Origin of the sequence: Vibrio plantisponsor, from assembly GCF_013041605.1 — a bacterium.
GTDB classification, from domain to species: Bacteria; Pseudomonadota; Gammaproteobacteria; order Enterobacterales; family Vibrionaceae; genus Vibrio; species Vibrio plantisponsor.
Window position 1 is genome coordinate 18,620 of the sequence record NZ_JABEQC010000005.1, and the last position, 18,718, is coordinate 37,337.

Consider the following 18,718-nt stretch of genomic DNA (forward strand, 5'->3'; position numbering starts at 1 on the left):
GTATTATCTTTCTCGTAAAGCGTTCTCTTTCGCTCTCAATATTGGTTTTAACCAATAACTGAGAACCGATTTTTCCCCTGTCATAATATCGACCACAACTTGCATTCCAGGAATAATGGTGAATTGTTCATTACTTTCTAACGTAATATTTGCTCGGTAATAAGCATGACCTTCGTCGTTTTTTAAAGCATCAGCACTCACATAGCTGACTGTTCCTTTAAGTCCTCCGTAAATAACGAAATCGTAAGCAGACAGCTTCACCGTAGCTTCTAACCCCGGCCGGATAAAAGCGATGTTTTGTGGCGAAATACGGGCCTCCACAATCAGTTCACTATTCAATGGAACAAGTTCCATAATGGGCTCGCCGGGCTTCACAACGCCCCCAATGGTGCGTACAAAAATATCTTTTACGGTTCCATCTACTGGAGAAATTATCTGAGTGCGCTGTAATTGATCGGCTATTGCTTGCTGACTTTCATTAAGCTGCGCTAGCTTAGTTAGAACCTCATTCAGTTGCCCCTGAACTTCTGTGCGAAATGTCAGAGCGATCCCTCTTCGGTCAGCGACTGATTCAGAATAAGCCGCTTTCTGTTTCTGTGCTGCCGCTTTTGAACTCGATAAATCGCCACTGACTTTGATGACATCTCGATTGAGCTTGAACAGTTCAACTTCTGCAACCGCTCCGCTCTCGACCACGTCTTTCAACATATCTCGCTCTTTGGTAACAATCTTCAAACTGCTCTGTAATGTGTCGATAGTATTGAGCGTATCGTTGTATGCCTGTGCCTGCTGCTCAATTCTTAACTGCGCTTCTTCCAGTTCAGATTTAAGCTGATCAAGTCTCTCAACATAATTTGCTTTGGCATTCCAATAAGCGGGGTGACTTGTTTCGGCAACTTCAAATGGTTGAGGTTCAATGACAACCTGTTCTTGCCAATTTAAGTTAGCGTTGTTTACTTTTACCGTCTTTAATTCCACTTGTAATCGCTGTTTCTGAGCCAGTAATGAGTCAACCTGCTGGTTGGACTCTAAAAAGGACGATTTGAAGCGAGTATCATCAAGTATCGCTATGACTTCTCCTTTCCTTACTATCTGACCAGCGTTAACGTGTAATTGTTTTAATATTCCGCCTTCGAGACTTTGAATCGTTTGAACGGAAAGAGAAGGAACCACTTCACCTTCACCGACAATGACTTCGTCCAATTGTGCCCATGCAGCCCAGAAAATAGCCCCTGTAATCAATGCGGCTGATAACCAAATCAACTTCCTAGAACGATAAGCTAAATGAGCATTACTCCAACGAACGCTACTCATCCCTTGCCTCCCTCACGCACAATGGATACCGCTCGGATTCTATTTGAGGAATTGCCAACTGATTGCTGGGATAAAATGTCTTTCGCTGTTCCGTCTGAAACCACTTTCCCCTGATCCAATACGATAATTCTATGACAAAGAGCTAAGAACGAATGCTTATGTGAGCTGATGATCAACGTGATATCTTTAGGCATATTTTGTAGGGAGTTAAAGAGTACAGCTTCTGCATTTCGGTCCAAGTTATTTGTGGGTTCATCCATGACTAACATGGATGGCTGACGATACAATGCCCGAGCTAGTGCGACAGCCTGACGTTGTCCACCGGACAAGAATCTTCCGCCCTCTCCAACTTGAGTCTCCATACCCTGAGACAAACGAGTCATATGATGATTTAATCCAGAAAGTTCAATCACCTTCTGCAATCTTGTCTGGTCAACAACACTGTATCCCAGCACAATATTTTCAATAATAGACCCGTAAACAAGTTGCGGATTTTGCCCAACCCAACCCGTATGACTTCTCAATAGATCAACAGGCCACAAGTGACTATCAATATTATCGAAATAGATAGTCCCCTGTGTGGGAGATAGCTGGTGAGTAATTAATGAAAGTAAGGTGGATTTACCCGCACCTGCATTGCCAACAATGCCGATTCTTTCCCCTTTCGTAACATTAATGGAAATATTTTTCACCGACTCGACAGGGCTACTCGGGTATTGAAAACTGACGTCCTCAAGACGAAAAGCCCCTTGAAAATCACCATTGGTAATCACCTGACTTCTATTGGTTTCCTGGGGAAGTTCAATAATTGAACTCAGCCCTTCAACTGCTGTTTTCGTTTGCTGATAACGCAGTAGCAGTATAGCAATCTGATTAACAGCACTTGCTGCCCTTCCACTTAACATCACGATTGCAATCAATCCGCCCATGCTAAGCTGGCCTTCAGCGATTCGATAAACCCCTGTAACAATAAGTGCGATTGTAATGATCTGTTGGCTGGACTGGATTGAATAGGCCACAACATTTGAGTAATGACGCGATAGATTTTGCCAATCAGACAAAGCTGAGACAGTGTTTTCCCAACGCTTTTGTGCGTTGCCTGTGGCATTATTCTGTTTTAGTTCAGTGATTGAAGACAAACAATCAAATAAATGTGCCTGCCTTTGTGTGGATAGCGTTGCGGTTTCGGTATGAGTTTTTTCTATTTTGGATTTCATGGCACTGCTTAATAGCAGTAATAAAAACATGACAGCGATAGGTATAGCCATCATAGGTCCACCTAACCAGCCAATAAGAAGCAGGAACAGCGCAGTAAATGGTAGATCTACAACCGCAACCAGAGATGCGGAGGTGAAGAAATCGCGAACACTGTCAAAATCTTGCAGTTGCCTCGCAAAAGCACCTATTGATTGAGGACGGTGCTCAAGTTTCATCCCCATGACCTTAGAAAACAGTTGTGCAGATAGTTTGTTGTCTATGTATTTGCCTGCACTGTCAGTAACAATACCTCGGGCTTTACGTAACAGCCAATCAAAAACAACCACCAAGGACATGCCGACAACCAGAACCCATAGTGTGTTAAAGGCCTGATTTGGCACCACTCTGTCGTAAACATTCATTGTAAAGAGAGGAACGATCAATGCGAGAACATTGATCATCAATGAAGCAATCAGTAAATCCCGATACCAAGGACGCATCTCTTTTACTACGGAAAATAGCCAGTGCTCAGTCTTCTTGCGATGCAATGAATCTACACGTTCATCTGTATACGTATTTGCGCTTACTTGCCATCCCTGTTGATTAAACTGATTAAGTAGGTCCCGCTCGCTAAGCAGTTCCTTACAAATTTGGTCATCATTAAAAGATTGGACATGAAACCCTTCCGTATCGTATCCAGTAACAATGCAAGGTACTTGTGACCTAGTTGCAACCACTAGAGGAAAACTGGCATTTCTAACTGAGTGAAGTTCAACAAGCGTGAGTTCTAAATCAGCACGTTCTGCCATACGAATAAACAAATCGCTGTTAAGCTTTCCATCTTCTAATGGAATACCGGATATCAACTTTAAAGGATGATGACGCAATTCAAAATGCTGAACCAACCACAGTAACACGGATAGCCACGGATCATTCTGAGTGTGCTTCTCTTGTTGAGTTGTGGAATCCATTTTCATTATGAAACCCCACTGACAATTAAGTTATTGTCATCTATCATTTTCTGCAATATATCTGCTTCACTTGCTCCACTGGCGTCTGCTTGATAGAGGTCATTAAAAGTAACATTTTCTAATAAGATCTGCTGTTGAGTGCCCGATTGATCAGGTTTCAAATTGACAATAGTCCCTTCTGCGGTTTGTGTGAGATCCAGTTTATTATCAAGTTGACTGATGTCCGTTGCGGTAATAATCGCAGAAAGGTCGATCGTATCGTTGTCACCACCAGACAGTGAAATCTGAAAATCGCTGATCACATCAAGTGAAGGATTGAGGATAGTACCTACCCCATCGGTATCAAAATAGAATTTATCATTACCGCTGCCTCCTATGAGTAAATCATCAGCAGAACTGGCTGATATTGTAGAATCTCCTGTTTCTACTAACGAAACAAAAATTGTTTGAGCAAGTCCTGAGGCAGTTTGTTCACCAATAGATGCCGTGGGTATAACGGTTAAAGAAAAATCGTCCGCTCCGGTATAACCACCGATGATAGACAAATCGGAGACATCGCTAAGCTCAACCGTGTAAACGCCATTTTGGTAACTGCCGTGACTCAGTTCTAAACCTTGAGGTATCCCACTAATCGTAATTTGTCCCGTTTCCTGATCAGATGGGTGTACCAAATTCATATCTAATCCCAAGCCGATAACACCTGAAGCTTCCGCCACAATAGAATTATATTCAGCAGTCAAAATTGGTTCATCCGGCTCTGGAGTAATAGTAATGGTCAAGTCTGACATTTCTGCTTCACCATACGCTTGCTCACTATTTCCCTGGACGACAGACTGATCGTAGGTTCTAACGCTGAGTGTGACATCCATCTGCCCAAATGCGTCGCCCGGTATGAAATCTAACCCATTGACTTCATCTGCTCTGACCAAAATAGTCGCTACGGCATTTCCGTTGGAATCAAGACTGAACAGTGCAAACTGATTTCCGATCCTAATGCGACCAAGCCCATCAAATGCCGAGGGGTCGGAGCTCGCGTTCACTATCATCGACACTTCCAGATATTCATTGCTGTTGGTCTCAAAGCTTGAGGCAACAAAATCAATGTGAATAACTTCAGATTCACTGCCACTAATAGACTCAGAAACCTGATTTAGCTCTACTGAATCCCCAACAGGTAACACGCCGACGGTAAATTCAGAGGTCGTGTAGTTATATAAATCAGTCCCAAGCTCTTGAGTAATCGCTTCCAAAGTTAAGGTTACATCACCACTGAAATCTAATGGTGGTAGCAGGTAAATATTGTCGAGTTGTTCTTGGGTGATTTGCCACTCGGTCTCATTGGCACTATTTGAACCATTATTCGGCAGTAACTCATAGGTTCCATTGTTATCCCACACCAATACGGCACCTTGTGGTACACCTTTGATAATGAGTGACATTGATTCGGAGCCATCTTGGTCAATGAGTGAAGCATTTAAGTTTCCTAAATAAATATAGTTGTCTTCATTCCCCGTCACATCTTCGGACACTAGATTGGCTTTATCCACAACAGGCTCCACAACTATTGTTACCGTTGTCTCCTTAGTCTGAGTATCGACAGCATTCTCACCACTTAAACAGCTGCCTGTAACTTCATCAGTGATATTAGCTGCAACTGTTAGCACAATTTCTCCACTGTAATTTTCAGCGGGGAGTAATTGTATTTCGTTTAAGCGACTGACATCCGTAATCGTCCATGTACCATCACCATTATCAGTGATTAACGCGTTATCTACTGCGCTAATACTTGCCCCATTTGATACCGATAAAGTCACCCAATTCACCGTTTCTTTACCGGTAGAAGACTCACCTTCACCGCGAATAATTTGGCTATCAGCGATGCTATCGCCTAGTATCAACTCGAGATTAAGTGTTGATACCGTATCTTCCTGAACCACTACGTTTGTAGGAGAAATCGTGATGTCATCAACCACAGGCGCGATTTGTATTGTGATTGTTTGTGCGGTTGTTTTGGTGTCACCATCACACGGCGCCGTTTCCGTTACTTCAATGGTAAAATTGATACAACCACTGAAGTCTTCGTCTACGCCCGTGATACGGATAGAATCTAACCCTGTGCCTGTCACTGAATAGCCTAGCAAGTTACCAGAGATATCATAAGCAGGCGTTACTCCCTCACCCTCTATTTCAACACCATCCGGTAATGAATCACTTGGAATAAAGAAAGAAACCAGATTGTCAGGTGAACTCGCGACATCAGAATTGAGATACTGACCGACAGCAATATCTTCACCTTCTTGAGCGAGAATATCCTGCCCCTGAACGGAACCCGGTGTACCGGGGTCTGCACATCCGGTTCCATCTCCAGAGTTGCCCGTTATTTGTATCTGAAATTGATCTGTAATGTATTGTGAATCGCTGCCATCTTTAACATAAGCTTTAACCGTGACATCTATAACTTCAGTATCAACAGAGCTCGATATTGTGGCACCCGCCAACAGGTCCTGTGCCGTTTCCACAATGCTATCACTTGTAATATCCCCCATTGGAATTAACCAATTCCCATTGGCATCTTGTGATACGCCATTGGGATGCGAAACTACCAAATTGTAGTCGCCGGAGAATTGGAGAACGATATAGTCGATGTACTCAGACCCATCCAAATCCTGTTCGGTAAAGGTGACACCACCGCTGATGTCTACGGGTGAACCGTCACTGCTAATAAACACATCTTCAGCACCATCGAGGCGGGTTTTGTCGACATCTTCGCTACCGATATCAACTTTACCTTCAACTGTAACAGTTAAAGATGCGAATAATTCTTTAACATCAACGTCTCCCGTCGGTGACGTATCCGTAACCTGATAACTAACATCAACGTTAAATTCTCCGCTTAAATCTTCATTAGCAATGACCGTTAATCTGCCGCTGTTTAATAACTCGTGAAGTGTCTGTGACGTGCCATCTAAAAGTGTGGAGAGATCAAGTGGCAACGAAGAGTCATTAATTTCTACATCGTCAAAATAAAGTGTTAGTTCATCGGGAAGTGAGACTATTGTATACCCTGTCAATGATTCACTACCGTCATTATCCTGATCGACAACAGGTTCAAGCTTCAATTTAATCTCATTGTCTTCGATTCCCTGGCTACGAATCACCAAGCCATCTTGCTGATCCACAACAGGTAACACGTTCATTTCTACAGTCAGTGAGAATTCGCCTGAATCACCATCGGGCTCAGTCGAAACAACGGTTACTTTAAGCGTCAATTCACCACTAAAATCTGTTACAGGTTTAAGGTAAGTATTGGCCAATTGAGAGTTTGATATCTGATAGGTTGGACCGTTTATTGCGTCGATATACGCCACAGCCAGCGAGACAGAATCACCTTTGGAATCAACCAGTAAAGTCCCTTCAGGAATACCTGAAAGCAGAATGTTTATCTCTTCGGATTGGTCATCGTCAGAGGTATTAATAATGAAGTCTAGCTGTATCAAGTTGTCTTCATTCAGCGGTGAAGCGTTACTGATAATCTGGGTGCTGCTATCATACTGCCAATGTCCTTGCCCACCATCGACGACCTCAGGAACATCCACAACACCTTTTAAATGAATCTCAATAACTTGTGGGGCACTTTCCGCTGTTTCATTAATTGGGTCTAAACCGTCTATCGTTGATTCCGTTGAAATGGCCGTTACAGTAATCGACAAAGATTCTGAATACGAACTGACATCTTCTTTTGGTTGTAGGAGAGCTTGTGAATTTGCTAACGCCTGCGCGGTTACAAGATAGGTATTTGTCGCAACCAGTGTTATTCCGGTTCCAACGGGTAGCGTCCATCCATCCTGAACTTCAACTCTAAAAGACAAGGTTTCAGAACCATCTGTATCGGTTAAATTTCCGACAATATAGCCATTAAGATCAATTAGTTGATCTTCTAACCCTTTAATATTACTTACAGATAGAGTCGGTGTATCAGCATCCGGACTTACGTTTACAACAACCTGATGAACGATGTCAGCCGACTGGTCTGCGTCACTGGCGAAAACCGTTCCGGATTCCGTCGATACTGCTCTAATATCAAACGTAAATTGACCCGCAACATTTTGCTCCGATGTTATTGCCATCTGGTTAAGTTGCGCTTGCGTATAACTTTTTCCTTCAATGACGGCATTACCATTCAATGTGATGATCAAACCATCGGGAACATTGGATAATTCATAGTTAAGTGTTTCCGAACCATCGATATCAAACAAATCCGCTACAATATTAAGTAAAGTAGCATCTCCCGAATCTTCTACAGTCTCATACGAAAACTCAGATTGTTCACTCCATTCAGGCGCATCAGCAACGGGGAGAATATCTATATCAAGCGTGCTGCCAGTATCTAAAATGACACCTTGAGGATTGGTGTCTGACGAAATTACTGCAGAAATTGCCAGAGAAACTGAAATTGTGTTGTTAGAAGCATTCACAGGTGGCTGATAAGTTAATATGCCGTTGGCAACCGAAAAATTGCTTACACCTTTTAACTGCCCGTCTGAATCTCTCAAGTTAATATAACCATCGTCATCATCATCGGTCAGAAGAACACCATCCAGATACAGTGAGCCACCTTGTAAAGAATCAACAGAAATACGGATTTCTTCTACGTGTTCGTTATCATCACTGTCACCAGCAAAGACACGGATCGGCAATTCCAGAGGATTAGATGAGCCTCCATTATTTTCACCGTTATCCTCTAACGTGTTTACGCCGACCGTGCGAATAAAACCTTCAAAATCCTTAAGTGTAAGCTCAACAGTACTGTTTGACTGGTCACCATCAGCATCAACAATGGTGACGACTAATTCGTCAAGTAACCCTCCAATAGGTGTGTTCACTATCAATTCGGTATTAAGAATGAAACTGCCGTCTTGGGACATCTCTAACGTTGCATATTGAGCGTTTCCATCACTGGTGTTAACCAGTGTAATAGTCCAAGTGCCGCCAGAAAATTCAGCGCTGCTAGTATCATATACCGTACCTTGATATTCCAGCTGAGTAATCACAGCGCCGTCTGCGCCATCAATATTTTTATGAACGCTAAACCAATTCCCTGTGTATTCATCCCCCTCAGTTAACTCGATGGTTTGTTCGACAGAGCCTGGGACATCATCAATAACGGTAACCGTATAAGTTTGGGAGGATGAGCTGTCTCCATCTGCGTCAACAGCTGTAATAGAAAAATCAAGATGTAACTCATTCTCGTCAGACAAAACACCGCTTGGAGCCTGATGCATCAAAGCCTGATAGAGTTCAAACTCTACCGTGCCATCCAAATTGAAGCGAATGCGAAAGACGTTTTGGTCGCTGTCATCCGTAGCGTAGTACCAACCTTGTGGATCTGCCGAGCCTATTGTTACTAAACTACCGCTGCTGGTCCTATAGTTCTGGGAGTTAAATTGCGAAACATCAACAGTAATATTCGCAACATCATCTGAACCTTTAACGATGCTTAGAGATGGAGAACTTTGTTCAGTTCCTCTATCTAGGTCATCATCCACTAAACCGTTCTCATTAACGATAAGTCCATCATTGACGCTTAACTGCGGATTGGTTCCATCATAAACATTAATGTAAGAAACAGATGAAACTTCAGTACCATCGGAATCACGCGTCAATACAGGGACAGGAATTAGAATTTCATTTCCGTCGCCATCTAGATGATCAATCGGCTGATACAACTCAATCGTTACAGCAACTTGTGCTGACTGCTCAGAACCAAGATAAAAGTCGCTTGGCAGCGTTATCTCAAAGACTTTAACACCACTATCTAGCACTGCATCATAGGTTCCATCACCGTTATCACGCCAGATTAGATTTTCACCATTATGAGTAACATCATTACCATTGCTGTCGACTACCGTTTCGCCATCACTGACAAGCAAACCTAAGTAAACAATAGGATCAAATGAAGCAGTCACAGTCACGGAGACATTTGCGGTAGAACTCACTCCAGCGGGAGTAATTGCGGTATCAATTGGAGCTTCAGATAATTCCACCGTGCCATTGGTAATAGCGGCATCACCGTTGTCATTATCGTTTACGGTAATATCCAGTTCTATTGTTGTCTTATCCAAGTCTGAATCTTCAGCGATGACCACAAGTGGAATGGAGACTGCACCACTATCACTTTGATCTAGCGCCTTATAGAGCTCAAAAGTGTATGAAACATCACTATCGTTCGTAATCGGCAAATTTGATGATAAGGAAACCTGAAACACATTGATGTGAGTGATGCCATCACTATCGAGGATATATCCTATGATTGAAGCCCCATCCAACGAGACTGAATATAAAATATCACTACCACCACTTGTTAACTGCGGCTGATTTGCATCACTAAAATATAGTTCATCGACATAGTCACTTCCAATAGAGACACTGAAGCTACCATCATGACTAACGCTCCCAGACGTCAAATCGGATTCATCAGCCTCTACAACGATCGCGTTAACTAATGTCGGATTGGCACCATCTTGAATGACATAAGTGAACTGGTTACTGGTTAAAGTAGAGTTATCGATGTCGCGAGCATTAATAGTTAAAGGTAATTCAACCAGATCACCACTTTGAAATTGATCGATTGGGTATAGAAGGTTCAGCTCTACTGAAGCAATAACATCGTTGCCAGAAACAGCACCACTCAATGACAAACTGAAAACTGTCATACCATTAACTGAAGCAATGATTTCAGTGCCCGTTTCGTTCAGTTCGTAACTCAAAGCTTCATTGGATAAAGAACTCGTCAAACCTAGCGCCTGAAGGCGAACTAGAGATACTTGATTAAACTGCAGTGAATCTGGATCTGGATTGTCTGAGCCGCCAACTATATTCGTTGTTCCTATAGCTGATAAATGGGTATCAGATAAGTTGACTTCGACAGCACTTACAGTGCCTTTTTCCACGTGTCCTGGTTGCCCATCAGCAATAGTGATTGTTGCTGTCGCTGTACCATAATCGATAGAGGAATCTGCGGCGACGTAGTCAAAAGTAACGACTTGTTCAATAGAGTTATCTAAATTTCGAGATGCTTCAAAAACCCAATCGCCATTTGAGTAAACAGTTAGTTCACCTTTACTTAATGAGAAAGTGACTGAACCTCCGTGAGGCACCGTTTTTTGTTCTCCGCCTGCCTCAACAATTCGAACATATAACGCGCCATCAAAATCGATATCATTTACCAGCACATTGCCTGACGATGTTTGATCTTCAATTACCGAATAAGTCTCATCATGAATGATGGGGTCTGAATCATAAATGGTTATTGGTAGCCGAGCTAAAACCGTTTCTTCTGTACCATCTAAATCCGTTTGTACACTTTTAATAATGATAGCCGTGACCAAATCATCATCGTTTATGTCGTGATCAACGGCTTGGTAAAACGTAATAGTGACCGTGCCGTCGCCGTTAATTTTCGCATCAAACACTGTCCGGCCATCTGATGAGGTTCCTACCAGAGTTTGTCCATCGGGCGATACCACAGGATCTATCGTCTGCCCGAGCGACGTCATCAATCCAATGACCGACTGATCTTCATTAAAGCTAAGTTCACCATTCTCGATATTGATATTTGAAGTACTGGATTGTTGGCCGTAAAAACCAATGATATTTTCGGAAAACGATTCGGCATCAGGCAGAATGATTGTAGGCATCGTGTCAAGAACCGTATTACCAGCGACATCCTGAACTTCCGCTTCAATAAACCATGTCGCGTTTTGATTCAGTTGTTGAATATCGATATCGTTTATTACCCAGTTTCCTGAGACATCAACATTTCCGGAAAAAGTTAAGATATTGGTACCATCAGAAACCCGTAAGGTAACAGACAGACCTTCAGCTACCCCACTTGTCGTCCCTCTCATTTCCGTAATCAAACCTTGACGGAAATTGGCAATACCCAAACCACTTTCTATATAGATGTCTGTATTTATATCGATCGTTGGTAAGGTAGCATCAATGGTTGTCGCACTATCGGATGCTGACGCAGGGTTACCCGCTATATCACCTGAAGAAACACTGACTGTGATAGGTCCGTCGTCCAAAGACGTGAGGTCTTTATTTTCAATTCTCCAATTACCACTAGTGACTACAGCGGAGTAAGTAACAAATGCACCGTTGATATCAGTGATAGTAATGGTTACAGATTGACCATCCTCAATATTCGCAACAGAGCCAAAGACAGTAGCGGCCGCTCTTTCTTCTATATTGAGATACCCGTCACCACCATCATCAACATCCGCATTGATAGCCGCAACGGTGTCTTTCACTATTGTTCCAGTTGCAACAGCTGGGTTACCACTTATATCTATAGTTTCTGCCGTAACTGTAAGAATACCTTCTGAAAAATCATCAAGGTTAATGTTCTCAATTTCCCAGCGCCCACCAGAGACAATGGAATTAAACCTCAATATATTACCGTCATCATCCTTAACGGATATCGCTATCGGCTGCCCATCTTCGACTTGAACAATAAAGCCTCTTATAGTCGTAGCATCAATCTCAAACTGATTGAGATATTCATCACCGTTACCATCAAAATCCGCGCTAATCGCAGCCAAAGTGTCTTTAACAGTGGTATCGGTTGCAGATAGGTTAGTTTCGAACACATCACTCACTCGGGCCCGAACCTCTAATGGACCTTCTGCAAGTGAAGAAAGATCCACTCCTGACACTTGGTAACGTTCATTTTGAACTTTTGCTGTAGTTGTAACAAAATTACCCTTTTGGTCAATAACTTGAATATTAACAATCCAGTTATCTCGGATATCTATGGCGTCGCCTCGAATCGTGACGCTGGGGGCTTCGAACCGATTCTCATACCCATCTCCACCATCGAGAATTGTGACCGTCAAAGTCGCAGATTCGTTTAGACGCTCAGGAGGAGAAGGACGCTGAGTAAAAGAGGCATTCACGTCATTTTCAAAAGGACGTGTTTCGTAACCCGAAAACACCAATGTTTCAGGCAGAATTGCTTCAAGGAATATGGAAAAACTTGCGCTATCTGATGAATCATCTCCACTATTGTTTTGAGTGGAATCAGTTGCTACTGGGAGTTGGGAAGAGCTAGAAATTCGAGACAAAATTTCTTGAACGTCAACTTCAATAGTATCGCTAGTAATTTGAGCGACATTCCCTTCTCCTATTTCTTGTGAGGTAATGACCACTGTTTCTATGTTAGGATTCAAAAACTCAGTGGTCGAGACTTCCTTCCAAGAACCATCGCTGAGCACTTGCCAAAGTACGTTTCCTACTTGGATATACAATATCGGTTCCATCTGACATTCCTAAATCATCCAAAAAACAAGACATTAAAATACAAAACACTCACAAAAATAATGAGAATAATATTAAACCAATATTTCAATACCAAGATAACCACATTTAAAATAATGACATTAGATAGAAAAGGCTTTCAAGCAACTATATTTTTAGAAGATTACACCATTATAAAACAATAGTAGAAAAAATACGGATAGGCAAAAAATCATACTTACCATAAGCTTAAACAATTTAACTACAATTCTATAGATATAAACCTTTGTTTAGTTTTTAATTTAATTAAATCATGGTTTAGTTTAGTTATCCCTAATAAATAATTAAAAAACAATAATAAATACCCCCTTATGGAATCAAGTTAAAAATATTCATTAAATATTTTAAAATTAAAATTATTGTCCTACTCTAAAATAGCTATACGTTTGATCTATAGATAATTACTAAGGATATATCCATGAAGTCAGTTACTGCGTTAATGATAGCAACGTTTGTTTCTACCGGTGTGAATGCAACGGATTCAAAGCCCGCGACACAAGCCACCATAGAAGCAAACCAAGCTGTTAAACAATCACTCCCTTTTAGCGACACCAAAGATTTTGATGAGGCTCAACGTGGCCTTATTGCTAAACAAGATACGGTCACCATCAAAAACGATAACGGTGATGTTGTTTGGGACCTGGAGCAATACAAAAAGTATATTGCGATGGGTAAAGACGCCCCAGACAGTGTAAACCCAAGCTTATGGCGTAATGCTCAATTAAACATGATAAACGGACTGTTTGAAGTTGCAGACGGTATCTACCAAATCCGTGGTTATGACTTAAGTAACATCACTTTTATAAAAGGCAATACTGGCTGGATTGTTTTTGACCCTCTAATCTCTCAAGAAACCGCAGCCGCAGCTCTCAAATTCATAAATAGCGAGTTAGGTGAGCGCCCAGTGGTTGCCGTTGTGTATAGCCACAGTCATATCGACCATTTCGGTGGTGTACGAGGAATCGTTAACGAAGAAGACGTTAAAGCGGGCAAAGTGAAGATTATTGCATCGCATGGCTTCACTGAGCATGCTGTATCTGAAAACGTAATAGCGGGTAATGCTATGGGTAGACGTGCTGTGTATATGTATGGCGCTCTGCTACCCCGAAACGAGTTTGGCGGAGTCAATGGCGGTTTAGGTCAAACGACTTCTACTGGTTTAGCGACCTTGATAAAACCAACCGACTATATTGAGAAAACTGGTGACGAGTTGACCATAGACGGTATCAGAATGGTGTTCCAATATACACCAGGAACAGAAGCACCAACTGAAATCAATACTTGGTTCCCAGATAAAAAAGCTTTATGGATGGCAGAAAACTCTACGAATACCATGCATAACATTTTGACTTTGCGTGGAGCTCAAGTCCGTGATGCATTGAAGTGGTCAAGCTATTTGCAAGAAACCATAGACATGTGGGGTAGCGACGTTCAAGTAAAATTTCAAAGCCACCACTGGCCGAAATGGGGTAATGAAGAGATTGTTGACTACTTCAAAACTCAACGCGATATGTACAAATATACGCATGATCAATCAGTCCGCTTAATGAACCAAGGGTACACTGGCGAAGAAATCTCTGAAATTATCAAATTCCCAGATGAAATAGAAAACACATGGAGTTCACGCGGATACTATGGAACCTTACGTCATAACAGCCGAGCCGTCTACCAACGCTACATGGGCTGGTATAACGGTAACCCTTCTGACCTAAATAACCTTCCTCCAACCAATGCAGCTGTGGAATATGTAGAGTACATGGGAGGTGAAAAAGCAATCATTGAAAAGGCTCAGAAAGATTTCGATGCGGGTAAATATCGCTGGGTTGCTGAAGTTCTAAAACATGTTGTTTTTGCTAATCCTCAAAGTAAAAAAGGTAAAGAGCTATTAGCGGATGCCTATGAGCAACTTGGCTATCAAGCTGAATCAGGTCCATGGCGTTCTGTTTACCTTCAAGGCGCCTACGAGCTAAGAAATGGCACACCATCAGCAGGTGGTACAAATACAGCGTCACCAGATATCATCAGAAATATGCCTCCAGAAATGCTATTCGATTACTTAGCAGTACGAATTTTGCCGGATAAAGCCGCTGGTAAAAAATTCGCAATTAATCTGGATTTCACTGATTTAGATGAGAAATACACATTGTATGTTGAGCACTCTGTTCTCAACCACACGCGTAAGCAATCTGGTTCTCCTGACGTGTCCTTGAAGCTAACCAAATCGGTCTTGGACGATGTCCAGTTGGGTAATGTGACTTTGGAAAAGGCTATTGCCGATGGTGATATTGAATTATCGGGAGACAAAGAAGTGTTTAAACAATTTGTTGGTATGCTGGATACATTCAACTTCTGGTTTAATATCGTTACACCTTAGTTCGAGGTCAATATGCAGCAGAAAACAACTGTTCTGCTAGCTGTCAGTCTAATATTTACAAGCCCATTAAGTTGGGCTTGTTCATACGATGGACAGTTTAGCAATCCCTTTACCGAAAGCTACCCTGGAGCATTAGATGTTGCAATTGCAACACAGCAAGCATTAAAAAGTAATCTAATTACTTCTCCACCTTCTTTGTCTGGTGGACAAGGATTGAGAAGAGTTACTTGGTGGTTACAACTTATGGCCAAGATGCCAATCGATATCCCTAATGGAACCTACATTTATCTTGTCGATAGTCAACTTTGGTCTCAATACAAGTCTACCAACAGTATAGATATCCATGTTATTCCACCGTCCGATGAAGCTATTGTAGTACAAATGACCGAAACGACCTTGCATAACTTAGTCAATAAGAAAATTACCTTTCTACAAGCAAAAGAATTAGGCTTAGCTTTACAGGCCTAAATGGCCAATAGGCAGGAACGATAACTTGTAGCAAAAATGTTAATTCCTTTGTTACAAGTTATCATTTGAATCTTCAATATCTAATATCCACTGAGAAATAAATGAGTTAGATAATTGCACTTTAAGAAGTAGAAAACTCCATTTTTATTGGATAATGTCTTCATATGCTTCAACAAAGTAGCTAACTGTTTAAGTTCATTTCCTTCTGGTGTACCTAATGCAGAATGAATCTGACACCTGTATAATAGTGGCCGACAATCATCATGAGCTTATACTGAAGTAGCAGACTCTGTGAAAGATAAAATGCTTAATTTTAAAACGAAAAACTGGGTGTAAAAGAGCGTGTTATTCATGCTTTATAACTCAGATGGCAAAGTCTACTCTCTGATGAAAAAAGACCCGCAAGATATACAAGATCATCTATTAACTCTTCGTTGTGAATTGCATCCGCAGGTGTGCATTCAAGGTCTGCTGAGTATGAAGTAAGCCAGTCAAAAACTCCCCAATCATTCAATCCAGATAAAATCTTACATAACTCAGGAACCACTGGCATGACACCAGTTCCATTTTTTTAAATTGAAACTGCGGAATGTAAATGCAATCAGCTTTTCCGAACGAAAAAACAAGCAAGGTGTGTTTTTTTTCGCGTCAATGACGATGGATTTTGAGTTTGCAGCATTCAACTTACCCATAAGTAAAACTGCTGTATTCTCATCAACGAAAGGAAAGTCTTTACTTTTAGTTTCAATCTCTCTTAGCCTCTGATTAATAATATCTTTTAGGCTCTCTTGCTCCTCGTTACTACTCATTATCACTCCTCATACCAATAATTCTTTACATAGAACTATTTTAAGTAAGAAACCATACTGCAATTAACTTTTTATAAGGACTTTTACTCATAACCTGTTTCTAAAGCCTAGGTTACATTAGATAATTTATAGCACAATGAGTAGCTAGTGATCATGAAGGTCTGCGCTATATATAACAAGGAATGTGATAGTTTCAGTAATCACCCACCCATACAAAAAACAGAGACCTTCACCAGTGCTACCACAATCGGCTTATTTACCGCTAGCCCAGCGGAAATAGGTTGCTTGCTTCCTGACCTATTCTTAGCCGCCTACTCGGCGGAACGCTTGGACAAGATGAAAGCCTTGCCTTTGGATTCATTCTTAGCCGCCTACTCGGCGGAACGCTTCTAACACTCTTAAACCTACAACTTTAGAAAATTCTTAGCCGCCTACTCGGCGGAACGCTATCAATAGTAGACGATAACTTACTGAAACACATAACTATCTATCACTTTTACACAAAATACCCCTTCTTTTACGGCCTTACTGTAAGCCATTGATTTAAAGAGACTAACTTTATTCCGTTAAATATAAGGTTAAAAGGTAATAAGAGGGACAGTTCCTTGCCATTGTTGGTTTGAGGCAAAGCCATAACCATTAAAATGCATCTCTACTACATCTTCTACAGGATATTGCCGTTGTACATGTAAAACGAAGTCATGTCCTGATGACTGACTACTGATTGGAATTTCGTGAAACAACTCAAACTCCCGTTCTTCGACTGATAAAGGGGTGAAAGCATGCCCAAACTGTTCAGCACGTTTCATTGCTCGTTTAATTCTTCGCTTTTTCGAACCATTGAAGATCTTTTGTATCGTTTTGTTAAATACAAATCTAATTTCCTCTGCTTCATCAGGAACAACCTTAATATCTGAGATTTCAAATAGATTTTCGTTCATCATTGTAGAGAAATAAGGTTGGTAAGATAGGCCTGTGAGGATGTTTTCATTGGTTGAGACAAAAGTGATTACACTGCCAACGGTTTGTTCATTCCATAAAGGGAAACAGATACCGACACTGTTTTTGAATGGCTTATTGCGTTCATGAGAAAGAAAGCCATGCATATTCGAAATACACCGACCTGCTAATAGTTCATTGTCAGCACGTTCAGGAATATATCGAATAGAAAAATAATAGCGAGATTCCATTACTCATCCTTCTTGCTTTTCTTGCTTGCACCGCTGAACACTCCACCTTTAGTTAATACTGCCATGATAAAGTGGATATCATCTGGAATCAGATTCGTTTCTAGCATCGATTCAATGTAGCTTTCTGTTTTTGAAATCAAAGAATAGAAGTCCCGATGTTGTGAACTATGCCGCCTTGCAATTACATATTCTTTGTCTGCACCATATTCATTGACGCGAAGCGGTTTATCGGCATTTTCATCCCACCAGTCATCGATTCGTTGAATCGCCGCTCCAACTTTCTGAGAATGCAATGCTGCTGATTCTGATCCATTAACTGTTACCTTGGCCAACTGTTTAGTTGGTTTACCTGCTTCCTTCACATCTAAGAATTCTTGGCTTGGGTATACCTCATCGCCCCAACCTACGGTGAGCTTCGCTTTAATATCCATATTAAAATAGCTGATTCTATCCGACAGAGCTTGAGACAAATAGTCGGTAAATTCATCTAAGGCTAGTTGTGAATCCTTATCCCACGAGCCATACCAATCTAAAAACCTTGCGTCAGTAATTACCCACTCTTTATCTTCTGTTTTAACTTCAACCCTTATATTTCTGCACTCTCGGTTCCGCCAAACCCACGTAGCCATCAAAATGTTTTTGGCATAACGCATTGCCAACTCCCGATATCCTCCTAATTCTTTATACAGTGCCGCGAAGTTACAGAGTATGTCTCGAACCTCATTATCAACACAGACTTCTGGTGATAATGAATTCGCTCGAACTCTTAACGAGAACGCACAATAGATAGCATCTACTCCGGGAGGCACGTAACACTCTTCAATGAATTGTGGATTTGAATAGGAAAGATCTTGAGGAGCTATATTTTTGGATTTGAAATTACCCGAGAAAGCTTCTGAATAGCCACTTTTGGGTGCTCGTAAATGAGTCCGGTCTATCTGAAGTGGGCGCATCTTATTATCTTCATCAAGATAATAAAAATATGCTTTGCCAGGTGATAACGAGCGAACATAATTTAACTGACTGCAGAGTTCCATA

9 protein-coding genes are annotated in these 18,718 nt (G+C 41.4%); 3 read left to right on the forward strand and 6 right to left on the reverse strand.

Going from position 1 to position 18,718, the window contains the following annotated elements; genetic code table 11:
• Nucleotides 1-3 precede the first annotated feature (3 nt).
• The 3 genes from HKI82_RS08325 to HKI82_RS08335 are packed head-to-tail and all read right to left on the reverse strand — an operon-like array spanning nucleotide 4 to nucleotide 12,802.
• A complete protein-coding gene (locus HKI82_RS08325) occupies nucleotides 4-1,314 on the reverse strand; it encodes an HlyD family type I secretion periplasmic adaptor subunit (protein WP_171137742.1) in 1,311 nt (436 codons plus the stop codon).
• On the reverse strand, nucleotides 1,311-3,488 hold the full coding sequence (locus tag HKI82_RS08330) for a type I secretion system permease/ATPase (RefSeq protein WP_390632314.1): 2,178 nt from the start codon (nucleotides 3,486-3,488) through the stop codon (nucleotides 1,311-1,313). Before HKI82_RS08330 ends, HKI82_RS08325 begins: the two co-directional genes overlap by 4 nt.
• The gene (locus HKI82_RS08335; protein ID WP_171137743.1) at nucleotides 3,488-12,802 is read right to left on the reverse strand and encodes a T1SS-143 repeat domain-containing protein; all 9,315 of its coding nucleotides are present in this window, start codon (nucleotides 12,800-12,802) and stop codon (nucleotides 3,488-3,490) included. The genes HKI82_RS08330 and HKI82_RS08335 overlap by 1 nt, the downstream gene beginning before the upstream one ends.
• Before the next feature lie 476 nt (nucleotides 12,803-13,278).
• Here HKI82_RS08335 and HKI82_RS08340 point away from each other — a divergent pair, with 476 nt between their 5' ends.
• From HKI82_RS08340 to HKI82_RS20615, 3 genes are all read left to right on the forward strand, one after another.
• Nucleotides 13,279-15,213, forward strand: coding sequence for an alkyl/aryl-sulfatase (locus tag HKI82_RS08340; RefSeq protein ID WP_390632429.1), 1,935 nt, complete (start codon nucleotides 13,279-13,281; stop codon nucleotides 15,211-15,213).
• Between the two features lie 12 nt (nucleotides 15,214-15,225).
• Nucleotides 15,226-15,681, forward strand: a complete 456-nt coding sequence (locus HKI82_RS08345) for a hypothetical protein (protein WP_171137745.1) — start codon at nucleotides 15,226-15,228, stop codon at nucleotides 15,679-15,681.
• 351 nt (nucleotides 15,682-16,032) lie between these two features.
• A complete protein-coding gene (locus HKI82_RS20615; protein ID WP_261881157.1) occupies nucleotides 16,033-16,167 on the forward strand; it encodes a hypothetical protein in 135 nt (44 codons plus the stop codon).
• 50 nt (nucleotides 16,168-16,217) lie between these two features.
• On the opposite strand, the gene HKI82_RS08350 is transcribed toward HKI82_RS20615, so the two are convergent.
• The 3 genes from HKI82_RS08350 to csy3 all read right to left on the reverse strand — a co-directional run bounded on the left by HKI82_RS08350 (nucleotide 16,218) and on the right by csy3 (nucleotide 18,717).
• A complete protein-coding gene (locus tag HKI82_RS08350; protein WP_171137746.1) occupies nucleotides 16,218-16,490 on the reverse strand; it encodes a hypothetical protein in 273 nt (90 codons plus the stop codon).
• 578 nt (nucleotides 16,491-17,068) lie between these two features.
• A complete protein-coding gene (gene cas6f / locus HKI82_RS08355) occupies nucleotides 17,069-17,680 on the reverse strand; it encodes a type I-F CRISPR-associated endoribonuclease Cas6/Csy4 (protein WP_171137747.1) in 612 nt (203 codons plus the stop codon).
• The gene (csy3, locus tag HKI82_RS08360; RefSeq protein WP_171137748.1) at nucleotides 17,680-18,717 is read right to left on the reverse strand and encodes a type I-F CRISPR-associated protein Csy3; all 1,038 of its coding nucleotides are present in this window, start codon (nucleotides 18,715-18,717) and stop codon (nucleotides 17,680-17,682) included. The genes cas6f and csy3 overlap by 1 nt, the downstream gene beginning before the upstream one ends.
• Nucleotide 18,718 lies beyond the last annotated feature (1 nt).